Annotated in this window: 19 protein-coding genes; 11 read left to right on the forward strand and 8 right to left on the reverse strand. The window is 29.3% G+C overall.

The genetic code is table 11. From position 1 onward, the window contains the following. Positions 1-61: 61 nt before the first annotated feature. Positions 62-961, reverse strand: coding sequence for a LysR family transcriptional regulator (locus ABID14_RS07075; protein ID WP_354368568.1), 900 nt, complete (start codon positions 959-961; stop codon positions 62-64). Positions 962-1,089: 128 nt separating this feature from the next. On the opposite strand from ABID14_RS07075, the gene ABID14_RS07080 reads away from it, so the two are divergent. From ABID14_RS07080 to ABID14_RS07100, 5 genes are all read left to right on the forward strand, one after another. Beyond that, positions 1,090-2,331, forward strand: coding sequence for an NAD/NADP-dependent octopine/nopaline dehydrogenase family protein (locus tag ABID14_RS07080; RefSeq protein ID WP_354368570.1), 1,242 nt, complete (start codon positions 1,090-1,092; stop codon positions 2,329-2,331). A gap of 63 nt (positions 2,332-2,394) precedes the next feature. Next, positions 2,395-3,738 (forward strand): MmgE/PrpD family protein, encoded by a 1,344-nt coding sequence (locus ABID14_RS07085; RefSeq protein ID WP_354368572.1) that lies wholly within the window; start codon positions 2,395-2,397, stop codon positions 3,736-3,738. A gap of 5 nt (positions 3,739-3,743) precedes the next feature. Next, positions 3,744-5,120: a sodium/glutamate symporter gene (locus ABID14_RS07090; protein ID WP_354368574.1), complete on the forward strand. Its 1,377-nt coding sequence runs from the start codon at positions 3,744-3,746 to the stop codon at positions 5,118-5,120. Positions 5,121-5,135: 15 nt separating this feature from the next. Continuing rightward, positions 5,136-6,488 carry an alanine/glycine:cation symporter family protein gene (locus ABID14_RS07095; protein ID WP_354368576.1) on the forward strand — a complete coding sequence of 451 codons (1,353 nt, stop codon included), beginning with the start codon at positions 5,136-5,138 and terminating at the stop codon, positions 6,486-6,488. A gap of 12 nt (positions 6,489-6,500) precedes the next feature. Further along, complete coding sequence (locus ABID14_RS07100) at positions 6,501-7,130, forward strand: type 1 glutamine amidotransferase (protein WP_354368578.1); 630 nt, start codon at positions 6,501-6,503, stop codon at positions 7,128-7,130. A 253-nt stretch (positions 7,131-7,383) separates the two neighbouring features. Here ABID14_RS07100 and ABID14_RS07105 read toward each other — a convergent pair whose 3' ends face one another. Beyond that, on the reverse strand, positions 7,384-8,160 hold the full coding sequence (locus tag ABID14_RS07105; protein ID WP_354368580.1) for an IclR family transcriptional regulator: 777 nt from the start codon (positions 8,158-8,160) through the stop codon (positions 7,384-7,386). 155 nt (positions 8,161-8,315) lie between these two features. Between ABID14_RS07105 and ABID14_RS07110 the strand changes: the two genes are divergently transcribed. Further along, entirely contained in the window at positions 8,316-9,527 is a 1,212-nt protein-coding gene (locus ABID14_RS07110) for an Nramp family divalent metal transporter (RefSeq protein WP_354368582.1), read from the forward strand. Positions 9,528-9,565: 38 nt separating this feature from the next. Further along, the gene (locus ABID14_RS07115) at positions 9,566-10,549 is read left to right on the forward strand and encodes an agmatinase family protein (RefSeq protein WP_354368584.1); all 984 of its coding nucleotides are present in this window, start codon (positions 9,566-9,568) and stop codon (positions 10,547-10,549) included. Positions 10,550-10,623: 74 nt separating this feature from the next. On the opposite strand, the gene ABID14_RS07120 is transcribed toward ABID14_RS07115, so the two are convergent. Further along, on the reverse strand, positions 10,624-11,049 hold the full coding sequence (locus ABID14_RS07120) for a hypothetical protein (RefSeq protein ID WP_354368586.1): 426 nt from the start codon (positions 11,047-11,049) through the stop codon (positions 10,624-10,626). Positions 11,050-11,069: 20 nt separating this feature from the next. Further along, positions 11,070-11,432: a hypothetical protein gene (locus tag ABID14_RS07125; RefSeq protein WP_354368588.1), complete on the reverse strand. Its 363-nt coding sequence runs from the start codon at positions 11,430-11,432 to the stop codon at positions 11,070-11,072. A gap of 143 nt (positions 11,433-11,575) precedes the next feature. Here ABID14_RS07125 and ABID14_RS07130 point away from each other — a divergent pair, with 143 nt between their 5' ends. The 4 genes from ABID14_RS07130 (at position 11,576) to ABID14_RS07145 (ending at position 15,422) form a co-directional block, all read left to right on the forward strand. Continuing rightward, positions 11,576-12,433, forward strand: a complete 858-nt coding sequence (locus ABID14_RS07130; RefSeq protein WP_354368590.1) for a DNA adenine methylase — start codon at positions 11,576-11,578, stop codon at positions 12,431-12,433. 5 nt (positions 12,434-12,438) lie between these two features. Continuing rightward, a complete protein-coding gene (locus ABID14_RS07135; RefSeq protein ID WP_354368592.1) occupies positions 12,439-13,221 on the forward strand; it encodes a DNA-methyltransferase in 783 nt (260 codons plus the stop codon). Next, a complete protein-coding gene (locus ABID14_RS07140) occupies positions 13,205-14,116 on the forward strand; it encodes a type II restriction endonuclease (protein WP_354368594.1) in 912 nt (303 codons plus the stop codon). Before ABID14_RS07135 ends, ABID14_RS07140 begins: the two co-directional genes overlap by 17 nt. Before the next feature lie 289 nt (positions 14,117-14,405). Then, positions 14,406-15,422 carry a CAMP factor family pore-forming toxin gene (locus ABID14_RS07145; RefSeq protein ID WP_354368596.1) on the forward strand — a complete coding sequence of 339 codons (1,017 nt, stop codon included), beginning with the start codon at positions 14,406-14,408 and terminating at the stop codon, positions 15,420-15,422. Here ABID14_RS07145 and ABID14_RS07150 read toward each other — a convergent pair. The 4 genes from ABID14_RS07150 to lpdA form a co-directional block, all read right to left on the reverse strand. Then, complete coding sequence (locus ABID14_RS07150; protein ID WP_354368598.1) at positions 15,395-15,634, reverse strand: hypothetical protein; 240 nt, start codon at positions 15,632-15,634, stop codon at positions 15,395-15,397. The genes ABID14_RS07145 and ABID14_RS07150 overlap by 28 nt on opposite strands. Before the next feature lie 1,436 nt (positions 15,635-17,070). Next, positions 17,071-17,532 (reverse strand): MarR family winged helix-turn-helix transcriptional regulator, encoded by a 462-nt coding sequence (locus ABID14_RS07155; RefSeq protein ID WP_354368600.1) that lies wholly within the window; start codon positions 17,530-17,532, stop codon positions 17,071-17,073. Positions 17,533-17,547: 15 nt separating this feature from the next. After that, a complete protein-coding gene (gene lplA, locus ABID14_RS07160; protein WP_354368602.1) occupies positions 17,548-18,504 on the reverse strand; it encodes a lipoate--protein ligase in 957 nt (318 codons plus the stop codon). Further along, positions 18,480-20,159 (reverse strand): dihydrolipoyl dehydrogenase, encoded by a 1,680-nt coding sequence (gene lpdA, locus ABID14_RS07165; protein WP_354368604.1) that lies wholly within the window; start codon positions 20,157-20,159, stop codon positions 18,480-18,482. The genes lplA and lpdA overlap by 25 nt, the downstream gene beginning before the upstream one ends. Positions 20,160-20,300 lie beyond the last annotated feature (141 nt).

A 20,300-nucleotide genomic window follows, 5' to 3' on the forward strand; every position in this document is an offset into this window, starting at 1 on the left:
TTGACAGAACCTTTTAAGTATTTATTTGATAGCTAAGGCAAATGATAGATTAAATATTGTACTAGATTAATTTACACAATATTATGGACTTGACATCTAATTGTTTTACCAAATTTATATAATATTTTAAAAAAGGAGATTTCCATTTTTCTTTATTTATATTTGCACTTAATTTAACATTAATTTTAGGTAGTTTAGTATCTAATATTATAAAATTTTTATCTTCAATGTATTTTCTAACTACATACTTTGGCAGAAAAGTTATTGCTTCATTATATTCTAAAAAGTCTAGTATCGCATATATATTTTGCATATGAATTTTTTTATTTAGGATGATGTCGTTTTTCACAAATAGATTTTTAAGTTTTTTATTGTAATAACTTTCCTCTTCAGTTAAAACAAATAAATTATTATATAAATTATTTATATCTATATTATCTATATATTTTTTGTTAGCCATAAATACTAAATCTGTCTGTGTAGAAAACACTTCTTCAAAATCTGTTATATTATTTGGGTCTGAAATACCAAATACAATATCTAAATTATTTTTAGATAGTTCATTATAAAGCTCAAAAGAGCTCCCTGTCCTTATTGATATTTCAACTTTAGGGAATTCCTGCATAAATTCTGAAAACTCATGCATAACTCCAGAGTAGAATAACGATTCTATAGTTCCAATTCTCAATGTACCTTCCATATTTTTCAAATCTTTATTTAAATAATTCATTTCCAAAGAAAGATTATACATTTCTCTAGCTAAAGACAAAAACTTTTCTCCATAAGATGTTAAAAATATTGATTTTCCAATTCTGTCAAATAATTTCACATTTAATTCTTCTTCCATTTGTTGAATTTGCATAGTTACCGTAGATTGGGCATACCCAATGTTTTCTGCTGCTTTTGTAAAACTATTATATTTAACGATTTGTAAAAAGGTGATTATATTTCTTAATTCCATGATTATTCTCCAATATAGTTCAATTTTTTTGATTGATATCATTGTTAACATCTATTTTACTTATGAATAATATCATATTATAATAACGTTGTAAAGTGAAAAGTACATAAATTTTAAGGAGGAAGAAAATGAAAAATATGGAATATTTAAAAGAAAAACCAATTGCAGTTCTAGGTGGAGGAGCAGTTGGTAAAACAATAGCAGCGGATAGTAAGCTTGGTGGAGTAGAAGTAAGATTATATGATATTATGCCTTTTGCTGAAAAATCCTTAAAAGGATTAGAAAAAACAGGAATCTTATTAGATGGAATACAAAGAAATAGAGATGGTTTTGAAAGATCTGGTAAAGCATTTATAGATGTCATAACTTCTGATATGAAAGAGGCTGTTAAAGGTGCAGGAATAATTGTCGTAGCATGCGGTTCTTGGGGACATGAACCAATGTTTAAAGAACTTATTCCACATCTAGAAGATGGTCAAGTAATAATGATATTCGCTGACAACTTCGGTTGTCTTCTACTGAGAAGAATGATGCGAGATATGAATTGTGATAAAGATGTCATTATTGGTGGATGGTCTAGTGCTCCTTATGGAACTCGCGTTGAATCTATAAATGGTTTTCAATTCCCACATGTTGGGGTTAAATATAGAGCTATTACTTTAAGAGGATCTGCATTGCCAATGACAGACACTGAATCTTTTATTGAAGCGGGTAAATACCTTCCGGCAATGGATGCTGTTTATAATGGAGATGGACTTACCATTGGCGAAACTATTTTGGATATTGATTTTGCAAATGTTAATCCAGTAATTCACGTGCCAGCAACAGTACTTGGGGTATCTACAATGGAAAACTGGGGAGTTATATATTGTGGTCACGATAGAACAACTTACTCTATGTATAGTCATGGATTATCACCTTCAATTTGTGAAGTTCAATATAAGTTTTACAATGAAGAAATTGCATTAGCTAATGAAATTGGTGTTGGAATACCAAAATATAAGAAAAAAATGTTCTTCTCGAGAAGAAGTGTTCTTACTCAAGAATATATGGGTTTAGATGAAAATGGAGATGATAATGTTGTATTTCCATTAGATCAACCTTCTGATGAAGGTAATACTGGACCAAATTCAATACATCACAGATATATGACTGAGGATGTGCCTATTGGTTGTAAAATATATCATGATTTAGGTGTACAATATGGAGTAAAAACTCCAGTTATAGATTCAATGATAATTTTAGCCGGTGCAATGCATGATAAAAACTTCTTTGAAGAAAGTAAGTATACATTAGAGTATCTAGGAATTGATAATATGTCTAAAGAAGAACTTTTAGAATATTTAAATAATGGAGTTTATAATAGATAAACTTTAAAGAGGCTTATAGTTTTTGTTATAAACTAAAGCCTATTGTTTTATATGGAGGATAATATGCAATTTAATTTTAATAGGAATCTCAAAATTGAGAAATATATAAAAAATACAAAATGGGAAGATTTTTCTGATGATATAAAATCACAAGCTATAATATGTAGCATCGATTTATTTAATGCTTTAATATTAGGTAGTTGTGGAGAACAGTTTAATATTGGACTGAGTTTTGCTAAAGATTTTTATAGTAAAGGAAAAGTTAAAGTTGTAGGAACTGATGAATTATTAAATTTACCAGGGGCAGTAGTAGCTATGTCACATTCGTCAAATTCATTTGATATTGACGATGGATATAATTTGATTAAAGGTCATCCTGGAACTTCTTTTATTGGAGGTTTATTAGCTTCTTCGTCTTTTAAAAATGTAAATTATAAAAATTTTTTAGAAGCATTAGTAGTTTGCTATGAAGTTTGTATTAGAGCAGGATTAGCTATACAAGATCATTATAATTACCTCCACAGTACAGGCACTTATGGGGCTGTAGGTACAGCGGTAGCAATTTCGAAAATACTTGGTCTAAATGAAAGGCAAATAAACAATGCGCTCTCAATTGCCGAATTTCATGCTCCACTCACTCCTGTTATGAGATCAGTACAGCATCCTTCTATGAATAAAGATGGTGTCCCTTTTGGAGGACTAATAGGTATGCAATCTGTTCTTGAAACAATATACGGAAGTACTGGAGTAGGGTATTTATTAGAATTACCTGAATATGAACATTTTGTTCAAACATTAGGAAAAAAATATTTATTTAGAGACCTTTATTTTAAACCTTATACGTGTTGTAGATGGGCACATCAACCTATTGTAGCTAGTATAGATTTGATAAATGATAATAATTTAGATTATAAAAATATAAAAAAAGTAAATGTTTATACATTCAGTGCAGCTGCACAATTAAGCAAAATAAAACCAAATACAACTGATGAAGCACAATATAATATATCATGGCCAGTTGCGGCTGCCTTAGTATATAAAGATGTTGGTATTGCACAGGTAAAAGACTCTGCTCTAAAAGACAATGAAGTTATCAATATGATGGATAAACTTTCTTTTAAAGTAGATCAGGAAATGGAAAGACAATTTCCAGAAAAAAGATTAGCTTGGATAGAAATAGTAATGAATGACAATAAAATATTTAAGTCAAAAGTTTATTCAGCTCCAGGCGAACATACTGACAAGATTGATATCGAATGGATTGAAAAGAAATTTATTACAAGAACAAAAGATATTATTAAAGATTCATCACAACTTGAAATTTTAGATGTTTTACAAAATGGTATAGACCTTAAGATAAATGACATTATAGATTTAATAAATAAACAATTAATTAATAAGGGGTGAGTATTATGACAGGATATGATTTTCTAATGGATTTCGCATTGATGTCAATATTACTGTTTGTAGCACAAATTTTAAGAGCTAAAGTAAATTTAGTCCAAAAACTTTTACTTTCATGTTCTCTAATTGCTGGGTTTTTAGGATTATTCTTAGGTAGTCAATTTTTGAATATACTTCCTTTTTCTGAAGAAGTAGGAAGTTATCCTTACATGTTAGTAGTATTTCTATTTGCTTCTTTATTTATAGGAAATAAAAGACAAGGTTCTTTTAAAAAAACTATGAATGAGGTGGGAGACACCTTTCTAATAAATTCATCTGTATATTTTTTGCAATATGCTATTGCTCTTGTGATAGGTGGAATAATTTTAAAATTGTTTTTTCCTAATGTGCCTGATGCATTTTCTGTTTTAATGCCAGGTGGATTTATAGGAGGTCATGGTGCTGCAGCTGCATTTGGTGGGGCTTTTGAAGAACTTATAAATTGGAGCGAAGCATTGCCAATCGCTCAAACATTTGCAACTATTGGACTTGTTTTTGGAGTTTTAGGAGGAATAGTTTTTATAAATATTGCTACTAGAAAAAGATGGACTAGATTTATAAAAACAATACAAGAATTACCAACTGGGATGAGAACTGGAATGAATCCAGTTAATGAGAGAGAAATTATAGGTGAAGAAACCATTAATAATATGAGTTTAGATTCATTAACTTGGCATTTTATGTTAATCTTGATAGCTACATGTGGTGGATATTATCTAACTAATTATTTACAAAGTTTATTTCCAAAGTTGAGTATTCCAATGTTTTCTATCTCTATGCTATTTGGAGTTTTATTGCAAGGAATATTAAAAAGTTTAAATATTGATGATTATGTGGATAAAAATGCAATAAGCCATATAGGTAGTATGGCTACGGATTATCTTGTAGCTTTTGGTATCGCTACTATAAAGGTTTCAGTTGTTATCAAGTATATCATTCCAATAATAATATTAACTTTAATAGGTGCAATATTTGTAACCATGTACTTATTATTAGTTTCTAAAAAATTATTTTCAAAATATTGGTTTGAAAAAGGTATATTTATATTTGGATGGTCTACAGGTGTTATTGCTATAGGAGTAACTTTGTTAAGAATAGTAGATCCTAACTATAAAAGTAAAACATTAGAAGATTATGGAATGGCATATATTTTTATTTCATTTATTGAAATAGGTTTAATCGCAATTTTGCCTACCTTAATAGTTAATGGATTTTCAATTATTTCAGGTTTAATTTTGGCAGTAATCGGATTTATATTGCTAAATATATGTAAGAAAAAATATGGAGTTTATAAAGATGCTGGTTCGGAATTAAGACCTGGCGAAATTGAAGTAGATTTTAAATAATAGTAGGAGGTAAAAATGGTATTACAGATTTTAAAAATTATTAAATCAATTAATGGTTTCTTATGGGGGCCTGCAGCTCTAATATTTTTAGGATTGATAGGAATTTATCTAACTATTGGAACAAAAGGTGTACACATCAGAAAATTCAAATTAATTTTATCTAAAACTATTGGAAAGATAGGTAAAAAAAATGAAGATGATGGAGTTGGAGTTCTGACTTCTGCCCAATCAATGTTTACGTCTCTAGCTTCTGTAATAGGAATGGGAAGTATAGTAGGAGTTGCGTCTGCTTTAATTTATGGAGGACCTGGTGCTATTGTTTGGATGTGGATAGCTGCTTTTATAGGAATGATAATTAAATATGCAGAGATAATAATTATTATAAAATATAGAAGAAAAGCAGAAGATGGCACATATGTTGGAGGACCTGGATTATATGTAAAAAATGGTTTAAATATACCTGGTTTAGGAGAAATTTTAGTCGCTCTGATGGTAATAGTATGTTTATTAAGCACGATGATTCAATCTAACGTAATTATTGAAAACGTAATCAATATTATTCCAAATGCTAAAAATTATAAAATAGTAGTTACAATTATTAACATGATTTTGGCGGGTTTAGTAGTTATTGGAGGTATTAAACGAATTGGCGATGTAGCTGAAAAGCTAGTTCCGTTTATGTCTATTTTTTATCTAATAGCTTCTATAATAGTGATAGGTTTTAATTATCAAAATATTATTCCAATAATTGGACTAATGTTTAAAGGGGCTGTAAGACAAGTTTCGATTACTGGAGGAGCACTTGGTTATGGGATAATGAAGGCTATGCAATTTGGAATTGCAAGAGGTTTCTTTGTTTCCGGAGCAGGACAAGCAGTGTTTACTGTGTCTCATGCACCAGCAAGGGTAAAAAATCCGGTGGAACAAGCTATATATGGTGTTACTGAAATATTTTTAGTGACAATAATTTGTACGGCTACTGGTTTAGCAGTTTTAACCAGCGGAGTCTTTAGTCCAGATAATAATTCTGCAATTATGGTGACTCAGGCTTTTGCTCAAACATCTAAAATATTTGGATATGCTGTAGGAATAGCCACAATTTTATTTGCTTATACTACTGTTATTGGTTTTGGGTATATAGGAGAATCTCAACTTTCTACAATTATTTCCTCGAGAAAATCTAAATATTATAGAATTTTTTATTTAATTGCAGCTTTTATAGGTGGAATTACGGTTTTAGATTCAATATGGGACATAACAGATTTTTTCTTAGCAATAATTATGGTAATTAACTTAATTGTGATTTTATTAAAAAGCAGAGAAATATTTGATATTAGTAACGATTATTGGAGAAATTTAAAAGCATAGGAGGTAAAGTATATGAAAAAAATTCTAATAATAAATAATGAAAAAGATCGTGATGATTTTGGTTGGATACCTATAATAAAAGAGGCTATACTCAATATTGGAGATTATGAATTTTACGTATTACATTATACAGAAATAAATGAAAATATTTTTGCTTCATTTAAACCCGATTTTATTTATTTAACAGGTAGAGTAACCTATGATTGGGATTTAGAAGAAATACTTCAGAACTATTCACAAGAACTTAAATTAATTAAAGATACTACAGTTCCTACCATAGGAGTATGTGCAGGACATCAGTTAATAGCTGTAGCTCATGGAGCTGATTTTGGAAAAATGGTTGAAGTAAAACAAGATGAAGAGGATATAAGGGAAAAAGGATTTACAAAAGTAGATATTGTAAAAAGAAACAGAATTTTTGATGGTTTAAGTGATAATTTTAAAGTATACCAACTACACAGAGACGAAGTAAAAACTTTGCCTGAAGACTTTGAATTGCTTGCATCTACAGAAATGTGTAAAATTCAAGCTATGAAACATAAACAAAAATATCTATATTCAGTACAATTTCATCCCGAAAAGTATAATGAAGAAAATATTGACGGAAAAATAATATTGGAAAATTTTTTGAATATAAAGTAGTAATATAATATCAAAATGTATTAGAAAATATTCGTATAAAATAGGATTAAATTTCATAATTCATACAATAAACTTAAAACTAAAATTTGGATTATTACAAATTTCATTAGAAGTATCAAGCCCCAAATTTTAGTTTTAATTTGGCTATACCAAAATGATTATAAATAACTATCAGATTATACAAATATAATATCATATGCATCAAATGATTCATTATTGGAAGTATATTTTATTTTTTTATTGAATAATAGAGCTAAATGGAATTATTTACTAAAGAATTTTTTATCATTTCTGCACTTTCTACTAAATCTTCTATCACTTCATTTTTAATTTTTTCTAAATATTCTGAAAAGCTTGTGACACTAATAGTTGCTAAAAGCTTTGTATTATCTTTAGAAAATATAGGAACAGCGATTCCTCTGACGCCTAATTGATATTCTTGGTCTTCAATTGAATATTTTAAACTTTTAATTTTTTTTAATTCCTTTTTTAAATCATCCAAACTTACTATTGTTTTATCGGTATATTTGTTGAAAAAATTATTTGATAAATTATTTAAATATTCTTCAGAAGCATTATAAGCTAATGTCAATTTTCCAGAAGCAGTCACTAAAAGCGGTAGGAATGTATTTTCTTGAACTTGGATTTCGTAACCTTTACTATTATTACTTGAACTATATATTGTATAACAATTTAAATTTTCAATTAATTGAAAACTTGATGTTAAATTATATTTATCGGATATATTTTTTACAGATTTTTGAATTGTATAGTTATATAAAGAATTTTTACTTAATAAAATACTAGATTTGTGTAAAAAATATAAACCTAGTTTGTACTTTTTATTATCTTCATTATATTGAAGTAGTCCATGAAAATAAAGAGTTTTTACTAAACCTCTACAAGTACTAATGTTTAAATTTGTCATTTCACTAATTTCATTTAACGTAAGACTAAAATTCTCATTTGAAAAACAATTTAATATTGCTATAGCTCTATCTAATGCCTGAATTGTTTTAATAGTTTCCACCAAATTATCACCCATTCATTATAGTTTATTATACATATAAGAAAAATAAAAGTAAACTTAATTATTGACAACATTTTCCTTTGGTGTTATAATCTACTAAAACAAATGATAATAACGCAAAAAAAACGACATTATCATTTAACAGGAGGTTATACATGAAAAAATACACTTTAAAAGAAAAACTTAAAGCATTAGGACCAGGTATGTTAGTGGTAGGATCATTTATAGGACCAGGAACAATTACAAGTTCAACAAGAGCAGGTGCTATGTATGGATATAAATTATTATGGTGCATACTTTTTTCTGTAGTTGCAGTAATTGTAATGCAAGGTATGGCTTCTAGATTGGGAATTATTACCCAAACAGGTTTATCTGAAAATTTACTTATAGCTTTTGAAGATAATCCTACTATAAAAAAAATTATGATTGCACTAGTATCATCAGCTATAACATTAGGTGGCTTAGCTTATATGAGCGGAGATCTTACTGGAACTGCAATTGGAATTTCGGCTATCACTGGAATATCTTCAAGAATAATAGCACCTATTTGGGGGATATGTATATTGTTTATAAGTAGTCATAGTGATGCTATAAAATGGTTAGAAAAATTATTAACAGTCTGTGTTTCTATAATGGCTGTAATATTTATAATAACTATGTTTGTAGTCAAACCTAATATTGCAAAAGTAGTTAATGGTATTATGCCAGAAATACCAAACAAGGATATTATGTCATGTGTAGCTTTAATAGGAACTACAGTGGTTCCATATAATTTATTTATACATACTACTAGTTCCTCACAAACTTGGAACGATCCTGATGATATAGAATTAGCACAATTTGATGTAAGATTTTCTATGATTATTGGTGGTATTATAACAGGTGCAGTTTTGATTACTGCAGGTACTGTTGTTAGAGGATTGGAAATAAATTCAGCCGTTGATATGGCCCAACAATTAAAACCACTATTAGGAGATTTTGCAGTGCCTTTTCTAGCCTTAGGGTTAATAGCTGCTGGTATATCTAGTGCAGTGATAACACCATTAGGTGTATCTTATGTATTATCAGGTTTATTTGGATGGAAACTTGATAAAAGTGATAAAAGATATTTTTACACAAATATAGGAATAGTAATATTTGGAATTATTGTTTCTGCTACAGGTATTAATCCAATTAACATAATAATTATGGCACAAGCAGTAAATGGTATTTTTTTGCCAATTAGTGTCCTTACATTATTGTATTTAGCTAGCAAAAAATCTATTATGGGTGAATATAAAAATAATACCCTTCAAATAATACTTGGAACTGTAGTTTTCCTTATATCTTTATTTATTGGTATAAGTAGTATTATCTCGTTATTTTAAGTTATAGTTTTATTTAAAATTAAGAAAGGAAATAAAAAATGAAAAATAGTAAACCAACAATTTATGATCCAAAGTTTTTACCTAACAATATTTATAGTGGAGTACCATCATGGCTAAACTCTCCAGTTATAGAGAGTGACGAAGACTTAAAAAAATTAGACGTAGCTATTAGTGGAATACCTTGGGAAGGAGGTTGTACAATAGGGGGTTATTCTTCTTGTACTGAAGGACCAAAAGCTGTAAGATCAGCTTCTATTAGATATACTGGGTTTTTACCTGATTTTGGTATAGATTCCTTTGATTATTTAAAAGTAGCAGATTATGGAGATGTTGCTACACAAAACGGAAGTTATGATTTTACATTTTCGCAAATTAGAGAAAGAACGCAAAAACTGATAGAAAATAATATAATTCCAATAACTTTTGGAGGAGATCATTCCATTTCATTTCCTATAATTAGTGAAATTGCTAAAAAACATCCTAAAAAAGTAGCGGTTTTACATTTTGATGCACATTTTGACAACTATGAACAATATGGGGATGATTTATATGCTAGATGTTCACCATTTTATAGATTATATAATGATAAAAATATTGATCCAACAAAAATTGCTCATATAGGTATTCGTGGACCAAGAAATCACAAGGAAGAATTTGAAAATGCCAAAAAATTTGGCGCCAATGTATACACATCAATTGATGTAAAAGAAAGAGGCTGGAAAGAGGTTATAAAAGAAGCTTTAAGAATTATTTCTAAAAACACTGAGTTTATTTACATCACTATATGTTCTGATGCTTTAGATGCTGCATTTATGCCCCAAGGACCTCAAGATATGGCTGGACTAACTTCTTATGAATTATGTATGATGGTTCATGAAGCAGGGTTAGCTGGAGCAAAAGGATTTGATTTTGTAGAAATATATCCTTATACTAATTCTCTACAGACAGCGGCACATGTGGGAAATTGGTTAGCTCTTTATTATCTAAACGGTTTAGCTCAAAAAGTAAAAGAAAATAAATAATAATATAAAATAAATACTAAATAATAAAACACTCCTGTCCAAAAGAAAAAAGGAGTGTTTTATTATTTTAAGTCTTAACCATTTAATTTAGAATCTGCCCATAATGGATATTCCAACATATCTTCAAAAATATAGTCGTTATCAACATACATAAAATTTAAGTGTTCGAGTGAGTTGTATTCATAAAAAGAGTTTGAAAAATCTACATAGACATCTTCGTCTATTACTTGAATTATGAATTTTTTAGTGAACTTATTTACACTTTGTGCTTTTTTTAAGTTATTGGTAGCTCTCCTCATATTATCTAATCTGAAATATAGCATAGAAAGGGCAAGATAAAATTCTACACTTTCTTCATCATATTTTTTAATTAATTTTAGTAGTTTTTCTTCTTCTTCTAAATAAGCATAAATGAAAGCTAGGTTATATCTTATACCTAGATTATCTCCATCATTAAGTCTTATAATATCTTCTGCTTCGGCAGCAGCTTTTTTCATCATTCTAAGACTTAGAAGAGTGTCTAGATATTATTTTTTTGCAAGGATATATGGGGTCTTGTTTCATATATTAGATAATAATCGCCAATGCATGAATCATCTTCATAACCTTCTTTTTTCAGTTTTGAAAATTCTCTTGATATAATTTTTTCTATTTTCTTTTTCTTATCTATTAAATTTTTTGCTGTAGCTTCAGCGAGATTAAGTCTAGCATCTATATTGTCTGGATCGCTTTTTAAAATTTCTTTATTTGTTTTAATTACCTCCTCCCTTGTATTTTTTAATTGAGTAATAATTTCCTTTATTTCTTCTAATTGTTCGTTCTCTAACTTGTCAAAAAAATTATCGATTGAATCTTTTCCTATAGATTTGTCATCAAAATTCATAAGTATTCCTCCTTTATTTTAAATATTAATTAGATATTAGCATTTAATTGGATATTATGGTATTAACGTAAATGAAATTAAAATATATGTTTGATATAATATTTATCAAGATTAATAAATATTTGTAATTAAGGAAGATGATTTTGAATATATTGAAAGAAAATAAATTGATGCCTTTTACTAAATGGACAGGTGGTAAAAGACAGCTATTGAAAGATCTAACTAGATACCTACCAAAAGAATTTAATAGATATTTTGAACCTTTTATAGGTGGTGGGGCTTTATTTTTCCATTTGACTCCAAGTGTGGCAACTATAAATGATATGAATGAGGATTTAATACTTTCATATAGACAAATTAGAGATGATGTTGATAATCTTATCGAGTTATTGGAAAAACATTCCAAGAATAATTCTAAAGAATATTTTTTAGATATTAGAAAAGTTGATAGGGATGGAAGAATTAAAGAAATGAGCGATACTGAAAAAGCTGCTAGATTATTATATATGCTTAGAGTAGATTTTAATGGTTTATATAGAGTAAACAAAAAAGGACAATTTAATGTTCCTTATGGTAGGTATAAAAATCCAAAAATTGTTAATGAAACTCTATTGAGAAATATAAGCTTTTATTTAAATAGTAATGAAATTGATATATTAAATACTGATTTTGAAGAGGCTATTTTAGAAGCTAGCTTTAATGATTTTGTATATATTGACCCACCTTATGCTCCTATTTCTGCTACAAGTGCATTTACAGCTTATACTCATGATGGTTTTAATGAAAGTGATCAGATAAGGTTAAGAGATACCTTTAAAAAGTTAAGTGATAAGGGGGTCAAAGTTATGCTTTCTAATTCAGATGTTGGTGCTATACGGGACTTATATTGTAACCTGCCTGGTGTCAATATTGAGGTTGTTAGAGCTAGAAGAAATATTAATTCTCGGGCTGATGGTAGAGGTAAGATCAATGAATTGATAATTAGAAATTATTGTGAGTGATTATTATGGAAATAAAGGTATATTTTTCGGATAAAACTTATCATTCTAAGTTAGTATTAGCTGATACTTTTGAATATTTAAAAGCTGCTCCTGAGAATCGTTTTGATATGATATTTGCTGATCCACCTTATTTTTTGAGCAATGGAGGCTTTTCTAATAGGGGTGGTAAGAAAGTATCAGTTAATAAGGGTGATTGGGATAAAATTGACAGTTTAAATGAAAAGCATAATTTTAATAGGACATGGATAAAATTGGCTAAACGGGTACTCAAACCTAATGGAACAATTTGGATTTCTGGTACTCTACATAATATTTATTCTGTTGGTTTTGCCTTAGAACAAGAAGGTTTTAAAATAATGAATAATATTACATGGGTAAAAACAAATCCACCGCCAAATTTATCTAAGCGTTATTTTACTCATTCTACGGAAACAATTTTGTGGGCAAGAAAAAACGATAGAAATATAAAACATTATTATAATTATGATCTAATGAGACAATTAAATAATGGTAAACAAATGAAAGATGTGTGGCAAGGTTCTTTGACTCCTCCAAGAGAAAAAAGAATGGGCAAGCATCCAACGCAGAAACCAGAATATATTTTGGAAAAAGTGATACTATCATCTACAAAAGAGGGAGATTCTATATTAGATCCATTCGTAGGCAGTGGTACTACTGGAGTTGTAGCTAAGAAGTTTAATAGATCTTTTATTGGTGTGGATAATAATATAGAATATTTAGAAATTGCTAAAAGACGATTGGAGAATACTAATGGAATTAAATTATAATGAATATTTAAAATTAAATGCTAATGATAAACTATCTTATTTTATGTCATCCTTATCTTCTACAAACCGTACTCCAGAGTATTATGTTAATTGGGATAAAACTATAAGAAATACTAAAAATTATGAATTAGAATTAAATACTTTGAATTATTTAATTGGAAAAGATAATATTGTCGAACTTGCTACAAATCTATTTAATCAGCAGCCAGAATTATTAAAAGCTGTTCCTATTTTGATAGCACACAGAGATATGAGTTTTGATGTGTTAGAATTATTGGAAGATAAAGCAGATTTTTACCATTTGAATTTCGATATTATAGATACATATAACATCAATAAATATATAAAATTTTGTGAAGAATGTGGACTACTCAATTTTTTAAAAAATGAGGCAAATAGGTCCCTAGTAGATTATGTTTATGGAGTGGAAGTGGGGCTTGACAGTAATGCTAGGAAAAATCGTAGTGGCTCTATAATGGAGATGTTAGTTGAAAAAAATACTAAGAAAATTTGTGAAGAGATAGAGTTTCAATATATGATTCAGGCTTCACCTAAAAATTTAAAAAAGGTTTGGAATATTGATGTGCCAGTTGATAAATCGTCTAGAAAATTTGATGTAGCTGTATTTGATCCTTTTAAAAGAAAACTATTTTTAATTGAAACTAATTATTATGGTGGTGGGGGCTCTAAGCTAAAATCTGTTGCAGGGGAATTTACAACTTTAAATAATTTTTTATTATCTAATAGTGAAAATATTTCTTTTCTATGGATTACAGATGGTCAAGGTTGGAAGACGGCACATATACCTTTATTAGAAGCTTTTGGTAAAATAGATAATATTTTTAATATTGAAATGTTGTCGAAAAATTTCTTAAAAAGCTGTTTTTTGAAATAATATATGCATGTGGTTTATTAGTATTGATATTAATCCTGTTTCAATCAGGTTTAGTGTCAGATTTAGTATTAAAAGCTATGAAAATATTCTCGAATTTTTAATGGAACATACATTAATGTATTGCACTAAACTTTAGTATTATTTGACAAACATAAAAATCAAGTCTATACTCAAACTATAGTAAAAAGAAGTAGAAAAAAGCGCTTTATTAATCTGCAAAATATTTTACTATTAGGTAAGTGTATAGTTCCTATATTGTTCAATAGCAATATACTAATAGGGGATAATTATGAAAATCAAAAAGAAATTAGTTGGGGTATTAGCCATTACATTATTATCAAATGCGGCAATGCCATCAGTATATGCAGCTAATCAAACAGATGATGTCAATGCACCTGTTGTATATGCGACAGAAGAAAGAACAGTCAATGAAGTAAATTCTAAGCTAGACTGCTTGAGTAATTTAATTAAAGGGATTAAAGATATTTCTGATAGTTTAACAGATGGGCAATTAAATTTGTTAAACAGATTAGAAAATGCCTTTGATTTTATTGACAAAATTGTAAACAAGAAAATAGGAAATATTAAAGAATTAAGAACTAAAATTATTCCAAGAATTGAACTATTGATTAATGTTGCTGAAACAATTACAGCAGATGCAACTGAATTAAATGATAGTGAGCAAGAGGCACATGTTATTATTGGTTTTTCTGTGACACGTGCTATGTTAAAGACTACTGATCTTTTTGAAACTGCAGATGGTCTTAATAAAGCATCTGAAGGCTTGTCATCTGCATTAGAAAGAGCGAGAGAAATTCCTAAACAAACAGAAAATTCTGTGAGAACACACTACAATTTGGATAAATTAAATAGGGTATTAAGTAGGGCAAAAGATTTAAGGAATAGAGAATTAAAAAATAAATTAGATCCATCTAAATTAGCGGAAATTGATATTGTCATAAGAAAAGCTGACAATGTCCGAAGAAACACAAGAGCCACTGTATTGGAAGTTAAAAATGTAACAGAAGAGCTTGATAAAATAATAGATAAAGCATATTTAGCTATACCTGACGGTGAAAGAGTTGCAAATAATGACACAAAACTTCAATTAGAAAAAGATATACAAATTGCAAAAAATTTGCGTGATTATAAGTTAAAAGGCAATGTTGATTCAGCTGTAATTAGAGAATTAAATAGAGAAATCTCAATAGCTAATAGAGTTTTAAACAATAGTAAATCAACAGTAAATCAAGTTGTAGACGCTGATGAAACAATAGTTCAAGCAACACAAGTTGCATTAGAATGACTTGATGCAAATGATGAAGAGGTTGTAGAAGAACCAACTGTTGTTGAATATAATGATGAAGCGAAAGACAGCACAGAAACAGAAGGTATTGAAGAAAATGCTGAGTCTTGGCAGACTTCTGATACTACATAAGATGAATTTGTAGAAATAGTTGAATAATTGTTTAAAATTTGGAAAATTTTATGATTTTTGAATAAAATTAATATAGTCAAAAATACTCTGGGTTATTTTATCTCAGAGTATTTTTTGTTGAGGTGATTTTTTTCAATGTTAAAATTTTTGATTTTATTTTTATGAAAGATTTTTAATTATTCATACAGTGCGGCTACTCTACAGGCAGATTCCTCGACTACAGTAAATTTTTTTCAAGAATTCACTTCCGCTCGGAATGACAGTTGTGGAAGTTGTCGTTACCCTTTCCAATGTCATCACAACTAAGTGAGCGACAGCGAACGCATAAAGAGTCTTGCATGTGATGGGGATAATGTGTACTGATGAAATAGAAAGGGTGGTATTATGCATAGGAAAAGACTTTTTATTATATCTACAGAGCTGCTACTAAACAAGCAGATTCCTCGACTACAGTAAATTCTTTTCAAGAATTCACTTCCGCTCGGAATGACAGTTGTGGAGGTTGTATCGGTCTATATGTTTCAATTCTTGCGAATTTTCTTTTGCGTACTCTAATGACAATAGTAAATCTTAAATGAAATCCTCTTATAGTGTCATCTCGACTAAGTGAAAGGTAGCGAACGCATGGAGAGATCTGCATTTAATGGAGAAAATCTGTAAAGTTTTAAATAAAAAAGTATTCAAGCACCCAAACCACGAACAACTATAGCAAAAAGTCGAAAAAGATTTTTAACTGTTCGAGCGTCAGCGAGTTTTAAAAATCCGACTTTTTGCGAGTGACAAAGAAAAATTAAAGAGGTAAAAACTTTGTCTAAAAAAGGCGTGGGGGTTTGGTTGGTAGCTCGAAGGAAGGAAAGGGGGCCTCGCAGCGAAAGCGGAATGCCCACTTTCCTTCCTTCGAAAGAACAATAGAAAATGGTGGTTTAGAAAATATTTATTAAAAAAAGATTTTTTATTATTTCTACAGAACTACTCCTCTACAGGCAGATTCCTCGACTCGCCTTGCTCGCTCGGAATGACAGTTGTGGGAGTGGTCTTGGTCTATAGACTTTAGTTCTTGACAATTATTCTTTCGTGTATTCTAATAACAATAGTAACTCTTAAATGAAATCCTCTTATAGTGTTATCTCGACTAAAAAGCGTAGCGAACGCATAAAGAGTCTTGCATGTGATGGGGATAATGTGTACTGATGAAATAGAAAGGGAGGTATTATGCATAGGAAAAGACTTTTTATTATTCCTACAGAACTACCCCATACAGGCAGATTCCTCACTCTTCGAGTACAAGGCGACTTTCCAAACCCTTCGGGTTTTCCGCTCGGAATGACAGTTGTGGAAGTTGTCGTTGCCCTTTCAACTGTCATCTCGACTAAAAAGAGTGCGAATGCATAAAGAGTCTTACATGTGGTGGAGAGAATCTATAATAATGAAATATAAAGATTAATTATAAGCATAAGAAAAAATTTGAAACTTCACCTGATTTAACAATCAAGCTCGGTTCCAAATTTTAGTAAGTTTATTGTGATATTTTAATTTCTTTTGTATCTTCATCCCATTTTTCTGCTGATACTACCATTTTGTTTAGTATTTGTAGAAATGTTTCTTGGTCTTTCTCGTCAATACCTGATAGACAAACATCTCTGAAGTCTTGGGCAATTTCTGTGAGTTCTTCATTAATTTCTTCGCCTTTTTTTGTCAAACGAATAAATTTTCTTCTTTTGTCTTTTTTATCTTCTTTTCTTATTATTAGTTTTTCTCTTTCTAGTCTATCTATTATGCCAGATATTGTGGGTTGTTTGGCACCCATTAGTTCTGCTAAGTCGTTATTATTTAAACTTTTATGTCTATTTATATAATACATTGCAATCCATTGGGATTTGGTTACTCCATATTTTAACAATCTGTTATTTAGACACTCTGAAAGTGTTTTTGATGCTATATTGGTAACAAATGCTACGCAACAATCTAAGTCAAACAAGAATATCCTCCTGTTCTAATTAAAGATATTTTTTATTATTTGATTTATATCCACTTCTAAATATTTTTTATGCAACAGACTATTTTTAAGTTTATCTATTGCTCTTAAGTTTAGGCTGTCCGAATATATTTCCAGTTTGTTAATTATATCATTCTCAATCCAAATATCCAAGTTAATTGGTTTATTATCTACGAAATATGTTTTTTGAAGCTCTGCTTTTTCATTTTTACCATAAATCCACTCTTCTTTTTGTATTGCTTGAGATATTTTTTGTTGATTTGTACTTTCTTTTTGTTTTTCTATAATAGTGTTAGGATAAAAAGTTCTAAAGGATTTTACCAAGTTTTCTTTAAGTTGTGTAACTGTTATTTCTTTATTGATATCAGATAGATTGCAAACTCTACTTTTTACAGATTTAATTCCCTTACCTATAAATTTGCTATAATCGGGCGTTAGGCATTTGCCCAGTACGGATAAATCAAGATTTACCATTAGTGTTCCGTGTATCATAAATTTTTCTTCATCTTCTAGCCATGCCATTCCCGAAAATTTTTTACCATTGCATAATAAGTCGTTTCTGCCTTCTTTTTTGGCTTGTATATCAGATAATTCTAATGCATTAAGCAAAATTTTCATCCATAAATCTAAATCTTTATTTTTTTGTGATGATATAAATGTAAAATTTAAATTGCCTAAATCATGATATACACAACCGCCACCTGTAAATCTTCTAACAGGGGATATTTTATTTTTTGTTATATATTCTAAATCTAATTCACGAAATATATTTTGATTTCTGCCTATAACGACACAAGACTCATTTTGCCACAACAAAAATATTATTTCATCTTCTTTTATATTGTTATAATAATCGTATTCTGTGGCCACATTTTCGTAGGGATTGTTGGAATTTAAATCTATTATTGTAGATTTCATTACATGTGTACTCATCTTTGTAAAAAGTTTAAGCATGCCTCGTGAATAACTTCTGCAGTAGTTGGATGTGCAAATACTGTATGAGTAAGCTCTTCAATTGTAATTTTGTTTTTCATGGCAATTGTAATACTTGATATTAAACTTGATGCATCAGGTCCAATTATCACACAGCCTAATATCTCACCCTTTTCATTGCCCATTATTTTTATAAAACCACTGTTTTGGTTCATAGTTAAAGCTTTTCCATTTGCTGTGAAATCAAATCGTGACACCTTATAATCTATATTTTTTTCTTTCAAATCTTCTTCGCTATATCCTACGACAGCTATTTCTGGTTTGGTATAAACTACTGATGGAATATCTGTATCAAGTAGTTTTCTCTCTTCACCGAGTATGTGATCAACTGCAATCATTGCTTCATGTGATGCTAAATGAGCAAGTTTTAACCTAGAAGAGACATCGCCTATTGCATATATATTGTCTAGATTTGTTTTTCTAAATTCATCTACAATTATGCTATTCGTTCTCTCATTTATTTTTATACTTGTATTTTCTAGACCCAATCCTTCTATATTAGCCTTTCTTCCTGTAGACATCAACACTTTATCCGCTACAGTACTATAATTTTTGCCGTCTTCTTCAAATGTAACTATATAAGTTTTTTCGACTGTTTCTTTTATTCCAACAACTTTACTTGAAACATCTATGGATATACCTTTTTGTAATGCTGTCTTTTTAATTTCTATGCCGCAATCACTATCTAGCATTGGAAGTAAAGTATCTTGGTATTCAATTACATGAACTTTAGATCCAAAGCTATTATATATAAAAGCAAATTCAAGTCCTATAACACCGCCACCTATCACAACTAAAGATTTAGGCACTTCATGGATATTTAAAGCTTCTGTTGAGTCAATTACTCCTTCTAGGTCATATCCTTCAACTTTAAGTTCATTTGCTACTGAACCAGTTGCTATAATTATATTTTTGGCCTCTACCACAGTATCATTTACTTCTACATTTTTATCGTCAATGAATGAACAGTTTCCTCTAAATAATTCGATATTATTTTTGGAAATTAAATATTCCACGCCCGAAACGAGAGTTTCTACTACATTTTCTTTTCTTTTTATTACTTTTTCAATATCTACAGTTACATTTTTATCAATATTTATTCCAAATAAGTCCATTTCTTTAATGGAGTCTAAGTGATGAGCACTTTCTACTAAAGACTTTGTAGGTATGCAGCCTACATTTAAACACGTGCCACCGAGTTCGCCTTTTTCTACTAGGGCTACATCAAGACCTCTTTTTGCAGCATAAATAGCAGCTACATAACCACCAGGACCCGCACCTATTACCAATAAATCTTTTTGAACTTTATTCTTTGTAGATTTTTTTATTACTATTTTTTTATTATCTTCGATGTTTTTAGAATTATTTGTATGATTATTATTTAAATTTTCATCAATTAGAATAATCACATCATTTGAAGATACCTCATCGCCTTCTTCAAAAAGAATTTTATTGACAACACCATTTACATTGGCCTTGATATCTCTATTTCCTTTGGCAGTTTCCACTTGACAAAGTGAATCCCCTTTAGAGACCACATCTCCCACAGTCACATCAATTTTTCCCACAACACTTGGTTTTTTCCCAGGAATCATGGGTACTTTAATCTCAATCATTTTTTCTCCTTTATAATCAATATATTCGTTTGAAAAACAAAAAAACCTCTTTAAAATTAATAATATGTAGCTCCCACACTTTTAGTTATTAGTTATTTAAAGAGATTTAAAATAAAAAATGCCTGCGTTATGACAGGCATT

The sequence above is a fragment of the Peptoniphilus olsenii genome (assembly GCF_040545475.1).
GTDB classification, from domain to species: Bacteria; Bacillota; Clostridia; order Tissierellales; family Peptoniphilaceae; genus Peptoniphilus_A; species Peptoniphilus_A olsenii.

Excerpts from the sequence above, each read along its gene's own strand:
- ABID14_RS07090 (WP_354368574.1), top strand. The coding sequence starts at position 3,744 with ATGACAGGATATGATTTTCTAATGGATTTCGCATTGATGTCAATATTA.
- lplA (WP_354368602.1), bottom strand. The coding sequence starts at position 18,504 with ATGCTTAAACTTTTTACAAAGATGAGTACACATGTAATGAAATCTACA.
- lpdA (WP_354368604.1), bottom strand. The coding sequence starts at position 20,159 with ATGATTGAGATTAAAGTACCCATGATTCCTGGGAAAAAACCAAGTGTT.
- ABID14_RS07075 (WP_354368568.1), bottom strand. The coding sequence starts at position 961 with ATGGAATTAAGAAATATAATCACCTTTTTACAAATCGTTAAATATAAT.
- ABID14_RS07125 (WP_354368588.1), bottom strand. The coding sequence starts at position 11,432 with ATGAATTTTGATGACAAATCTATAGGAAAAGATTCAATCGATAATTTT.
- ABID14_RS07140 (WP_354368594.1), top strand. The coding sequence starts at position 13,205 with ATGGAATTAAATTATAATGAATATTTAAAATTAAATGCTAATGATAAA.
- ABID14_RS07110 (WP_354368582.1), top strand. The coding sequence starts at position 8,316 with ATGAAAAAATACACTTTAAAAGAAAAACTTAAAGCATTAGGACCAGGT.
- ABID14_RS07085 (WP_354368572.1), top strand. The coding sequence starts at position 2,395 with ATGCAATTTAATTTTAATAGGAATCTCAAAATTGAGAAATATATAAAA.
- ABID14_RS07145 (WP_354368596.1), top strand. The coding sequence starts at position 14,406 with ATGAAAATCAAAAAGAAATTAGTTGGGGTATTAGCCATTACATTATTA.
- ABID14_RS07100 (WP_354368578.1), top strand. The coding sequence starts at position 6,501 with ATGAAAAAAATTCTAATAATAAATAATGAAAAAGATCGTGATGATTTT.
- ABID14_RS07115 (WP_354368584.1), top strand. The coding sequence starts at position 9,566 with ATGAAAAATAGTAAACCAACAATTTATGATCCAAAGTTTTTACCTAAC.
- ABID14_RS07080 (WP_354368570.1), top strand. The coding sequence starts at position 1,090 with ATGAAAAATATGGAATATTTAAAAGAAAAACCAATTGCAGTTCTAGGT.
- ABID14_RS07120 (WP_354368586.1), bottom strand. The coding sequence starts at position 11,049 with ATGATGAAAAAAGCTGCTGCCGAAGCAGAAGATATTATAAGACTTAAT.
- ABID14_RS07135 (WP_354368592.1), top strand. The coding sequence starts at position 12,439 with ATGGAAATAAAGGTATATTTTTCGGATAAAACTTATCATTCTAAGTTA.
- ABID14_RS07095 (WP_354368576.1), top strand. The coding sequence starts at position 5,136 with ATGGTATTACAGATTTTAAAAATTATTAAATCAATTAATGGTTTCTTA.